The organism is uncultured Amaricoccus sp. (assembly GCF_937858865.1).
Lineage (GTDB): Bacteria > Pseudomonadota > Alphaproteobacteria > Rhodobacterales > Rhodobacteraceae > Amaricoccus.
Window position 1 is genome coordinate 1 of the sequence record NZ_CALLYO010000399.1, and the last position, 4,544, is coordinate 4,544.

5 protein-coding genes are annotated in these 4,544 nt (G+C 70.1%); 4 read left to right on the forward strand and 1 reads right to left on the reverse strand.

All coding sequences use genetic code 11. The features are described from left to right. The 4 genes from Q0112_RS11720 to Q0112_RS11735 form a co-directional block, all read left to right on the forward strand. Nucleotides 1-603 (forward strand): peptidoglycan DD-metalloendopeptidase family protein (locus tag Q0112_RS11720; RefSeq protein WP_297975545.1); only part of this gene is annotated, 603 nt, incomplete at its 5' end. Nucleotides 604-610: 7 nt separating this feature from the next. Further along, nucleotides 611-1,966 carry a S41 family peptidase gene (locus Q0112_RS11725; protein ID WP_297975548.1) on the forward strand — a complete coding sequence of 452 codons (1,356 nt, stop codon included), beginning with the start codon at nucleotides 611-613 and terminating at the stop codon, nucleotides 1,964-1,966. Further along, nucleotides 1,963-2,448, forward strand: coding sequence for an RNA pyrophosphohydrolase (locus Q0112_RS11730; protein ID WP_297975551.1), 486 nt, complete (start codon nucleotides 1,963-1,965; stop codon nucleotides 2,446-2,448). Before Q0112_RS11725 ends, Q0112_RS11730 begins: the two co-directional genes overlap by 4 nt. A 136-nt stretch (nucleotides 2,449-2,584) precedes the next feature. Next, nucleotides 2,585-4,063, forward strand: a complete 1,479-nt coding sequence (locus Q0112_RS11735) for a DUF4038 domain-containing protein (protein ID WP_297975553.1) — start codon at nucleotides 2,585-2,587, stop codon at nucleotides 4,061-4,063. 13 nt (nucleotides 4,064-4,076) lie between these two features. On the opposite strand, the gene Q0112_RS11740 is transcribed toward Q0112_RS11735, so the two are convergent. Next, nucleotides 4,077-4,511: a hypothetical protein gene (locus tag Q0112_RS11740; RefSeq protein WP_297975554.1), complete on the reverse strand. Its 435-nt coding sequence runs from the start codon at nucleotides 4,509-4,511 to the stop codon at nucleotides 4,077-4,079. Nucleotides 4,512-4,544: the final 33 nt, after the last annotated feature.

The following is a 4,544-nucleotide window of genomic DNA, read 5'->3' on the forward strand; positions in this document are numbered from 1 at the left end:
CTCGCCGGGGCGCAGGCGGCGCTCGAGGCGGCGATGGCGCGGGCCGAGCCGGCGCCAGCCGAGGCTGTCGACCCGGGCCTGACGGCGCTCGCCCGCGACAGCGCCTCGCTGACTGCGCTCGCCGAGGCGCTGGCCAAGGCCCCCGACGCGCCGGAGCCGCCGCCGGGGCCGGCCGGGCCGCTCGTCTGGCCGGTGGCGGGACAGGTGGTGCGCGGGTTCGACGAGCCGGATGCGGCACGGGTGCGCCGGCCGGGGATCGTCGTCGGGACGGCGGCGCTCGCGCTCGTCACCGCGCCGGCGGACGCCGTGGTGCGCTACGCAGGACCCTTCCTCGAGTACGGCTATGTCGTGGTGCTCGCGCCCGAGCCGGAGACGATGGTGATCCTCGCCGGCCTCGCCCGGCTGCAGGTCCGGACGGGCGCGACGGTCGCGCGGGGCGATCTCGTCGGGCTGATGGGCGGAAGGCCGCCCGATGTTGAAGAATATGTGATGGCGCCCGAGGCCGAGACTGGCGCAGGCGTGGGAGAAACGCTGTATATAGAGGTCCGCCACGGAAAGGGGCCGGTCGATCCGGAGCCGCTCTTCGTCGGTCAGAACGGATAGGAACGCTATGAAGAAGATCTGGTTGGCAGGGGTTGGCGGCGCCGTGGCGGGCGTGATCGTGAGTACCCAATTCGCGGTGCCCCTGCTGGCGCAGGAGGCCGACAGGCAGAAGTCGGTCTACGAGGAGCTCGACCTCTTCGGCGATATCTTCGAGCGGATCCGCTCGTCCTACGTCGAGCCGGTCGAGGACAAGGTGCTGATCGAGGCGGCGATCAACGGGATGCTGACGCATCTCGACCCGCATTCGAGCTACATGCCGGCCGACGAGTTCGACGACATGCGGGTGCAGACCAAGGGCGAGTTCGGCGGCCTCGGCATCGAGGTGACGCAGGAGAACGGCTTCGTGAAGGTGGTCTCGCCGATCGACGGCACGCCGGCCGACCGGGCGGGCGTGCAGCCGGGCGACTTCATCACCGCGGTGAACGGCGAGAGCGTCGCCGGGCTGACGCTCGACGAGGCGGTGGATCTGATGCGCGGGCCGGTCGGCTCGGAGATCACGATCACGCTGCAGCGCGAGGGCACGCCCGATCCGATCGACGTGAAGCTGACGCGCGAGACGATCACCATCTCGCCGGTGAAGGCGCGGCTCGAGGACGGGGTGGTCGTGATCCGGCTGACCACCTTCAACGAGCAGACCTATCCCGAGCTCGAGGAGCAGCTGCGCGCGCAGGTCGAGGCGGCCGGCGGCATGGAGAAGGTGACGGGCGTGGTGCTCGACCTCAGGAACAACCCCGGCGGGCTGCTCAACCAGGCGATCTCGGTGGTGGACGCCTTCATCGACTCGGGCGAGATCGTCTCGACGCGGGGGCGCGATCCGCGCGACAGCGAGCGGTACAACGCGACGCCGGGGGACCTGACGGGCGGCAAGCCGATGGCGGTGGTCATCAACGGCGGCTCGGCGAGCGCGTCGGAGATCGTGGCGGGGGCGCTGAAGGACCATCACCGGGCGGTGGTGATCGGGACGCAGAGCTTCGGCAAGGGGTCGGTGCAGACGATCATGCCGGTGCAGGACGAGGGGGCGATCCGGCTGACGACGGCGCGCTACTACACGCCGTCGGGGCGGTCGATCCAGGCGCTCGGCGTCGCGCCCGACATCATCGTCGAGCAGCGGATGCCGGAGGCGACCGAGGAGGAGGAGACGCTGCCGCCGGCGCGGAGCGAGGCGGACCTGCGGGGGTCGCTCTCGAACGACAGCCTGACCGAGGACGAGAAGAAGATCCTCGAGGAGGACCGCAAGCACAAGGAGGAGACGGCGCGGCTCCGGGCGGAGGACTATCAGCTCAGCTACGCGATCGACATCCTGCGCGGCATGTCCTACCTGGCGGCGGCGAACGGCGATCCGGCGGCGCCCGCGCAGCAATGACCGAGGCGGAGATCCTGGCGCTGCCCTATCGGCCCTGCGTCGGGATCATGCTGGTGAACCGGGGCGGCCGGGTCTTCGCCGGGCAGCGGCTCGACAATCCCGCGCCGGCCTGGCAGATGCCGCAGGGCGGGATCGATCCGGGCGAGGCGCCGCGGGAGGCGGCGCTGCGCGAGCTCGGCGAGGAGACCGGAGTCCCGGCCTCGGCGGTCGAGCTGGTGGCGGAGACGCCGGGCTGGCTGACCTACGACCTGCCGCCGGAGCTGGTGCCGCGGATCTGGAAGGGGCGGTTCCGCGGGCAGAAGCAGCGCTGGTTCCTGATGCGCTTCCTCGGCGACGACCGGCTGATCGACATCCGGACGCCGACGCCGGAGTTCCGGGAGTGGGCCTGGATCGAGCCGGGCGAGCTGCCGGAGCGGATCGTGCCGTTCAAGCGGGAGATCTACCGGCAGGTGCTGGAGGCGTTCGCCCGGCACCTGGGCTGAGCGCGGGGGGCTGCGGTCGGCTACCTGCTTCGGACGATCGTGGCGACCGAACGACGTATCAGCGACCGGGGCCCGTGCCGGGGCAGACTGGGGTTCTGCCGGCAGCGGGGCCGGCACAGCCGCCTTCGCCGGTCCGATGCCGAGATCGCCGTCCATTGTCAGGGCCCTGGTCTTCCTGTTCGCCGCGGTGTGTCTCGCCCGCGGGGCAGGTGCCGGCGATGTCGATTTCCCGCTGCGCTGGAGCCCGGACCACCGGTATCTGGTGGATCAGGGCGGGGTGCCCTTCCCGATACTGGGGCGGACGTCCTGGAACGTCACGCGGCTCTCGCCCGAGGACTATCGCGGCTACGTCGACGACACCGTCGCGCGCGGGTACAACGCGATCGAGATATGGATGCCGATCCACGATCCGAGCCATCAGCCCCCGCAGTACGCCGGCAACGGCGCGGCGCCGTTCCTGCGCAGCCTCGACGGGTCGTCGTGGAACGGAAGGACGGACTATTCCGACGTCTCCGCGCAGGCCCCGGATCTCTCCAGCCCGAACGAGGCCTTCTGGAGCTACGTCGATGACCTGCTCTCCTACTGCGAGTCGCGCGGCGTCCTCGTCTTCGCCTTTCCCGCCTATGTCGGCTTTCAAGGGGGGGAGTGGGGCTGGATGCAGGAGATGGTCGCGAACGGACCGGACCGGACGCAGGCCTTCGGGTCGTGGATAGCCGAGCGGTACAGGGACCGGAGGAACCTGGTCTGGATGGTCGGCGGCGACATGGGGACCGGGGAAGGGCCGAAAGGGCCGAACCTCTTCAGCCCCGAGCAGACCCTGGTCGAGGCCGCCCTGATCCGCGGCCTGAAATCCGTGCCCGACCAGGCGTCCGTGCTCTACAGCGCCGAATGGGCCTCGGAGTCGATCGCGACGGATCAGACGTCGTTCGGGCACGAGATGACCCTCAACGGAGCCTATTCGTGGACCGGGGATGTCGCCACGCACTCGAGACGCGCGTACGCGCGCGAGCCGGCGATGCCCGCCTTTCTGCTCGAGGAGCCCTACGACGAGGAGGGGCGGGATGGCAACCGCGTCAATCCCCACGCCGTGCAGCCGGTGCGCCGCTTCCTGTGGTGGGGGTGGCTGTCGTCGATCGGCGGCTTCATCGCCGGCAACGGATATGTGTGGCTGTTCGAGGACGACCACTTCTGGACCTGGCGGAACGAGCGCTGGCAGGATCATCTGGACACGCCGGGCACCCGCGACGTCGCCAACCTGAACCGCTTCGTCCGGTCGCATCCCTGGCACGAGCTGGTGCCCTCGGGCCTGGGCGGCATGAGGGAGCTCATCGTCTCGGGAGGCGGGCTGCCGGAAGCCGCCGACTATGTCGCGGCAGCGGCGGCGCCGGACGGCTCCCTGCTGGTCGCATACGTTCCGCCGGCGCATGCGGGCGCGATCGGGGTGGACATGACCGCGATGCGGGGCGCCTCGAGCGCGGAATGGTTCGACCCGACGGCAGGCACCTACGTGGAAGTCGCGTCGGGCATCGACAACTCCGGCAGCCGCGAGTTCGCCGTACCCGGCAAGAACCGGGCCGGCGAGAGGGACTGGGTCCTGGTGCTCAGAAGCGAATAGCTTGTCGACGGGTTCAGCCGTGCTCGACGACGGGGAATGTGCCTTCGGCGGGGAGGGGTGATGTATCCCGGATCCGGGTGGGGCGGGACTCGATTACGACCTGGAAGAGGAAGAGCGCCATGGCGAGCAGCGAGAGGCTGGCGCCGACGCCGATCAGCGGCTCGAAGCGCGGGTCGAGGGTGAGGAGGAGGGCGGCGAGGGCGCCGGTCATGGTGACGAAACCCACGGTGGCGATGCCGGCCTGGATCCAGGCGAGGCGGATGCGCAGGAGCGCGGCGCCGCGGTAGTAGAGGCCGTAGAGCGCCATCGACACCCAGCCGAGAAGGTTGAGATGGGCATGGGCCGGCATCAGCGTAAAGTCGTGGTTCGTCGCCATGAAGATGCCGAGACCCATGCCGCAGAGCGCTGCCGTGGCGGCGACCGCGATACAATACTGCTCGATACGCATGAACCCTGTCCTCTGACTCTGGCCGCCCGGTGG

What these genes read in the sequence shown, in the direction of transcription:
- Q0112_RS11740 (WP_297975554.1), bottom strand. Translation starts at nt 4,511, where the DNA reads ATGCGTATCGAGCAGTATTGTATCGCGGTCGCCGCCACGGCAGCGCTC.
- Q0112_RS11725 (WP_297975548.1), top strand. Translation starts at nt 611, where the DNA reads ATGAAGAAGATCTGGTTGGCAGGGGTTGGCGGCGCCGTGGCGGGCGTG.
- Q0112_RS11730 (WP_297975551.1), top strand. Translation starts at nt 1,963, where the DNA reads ATGACCGAGGCGGAGATCCTGGCGCTGCCCTATCGGCCCTGCGTCGGG.
- Q0112_RS11735 (WP_297975553.1), top strand. Translation starts at nt 2,585, where the DNA reads ATGCCGAGATCGCCGTCCATTGTCAGGGCCCTGGTCTTCCTGTTCGCC.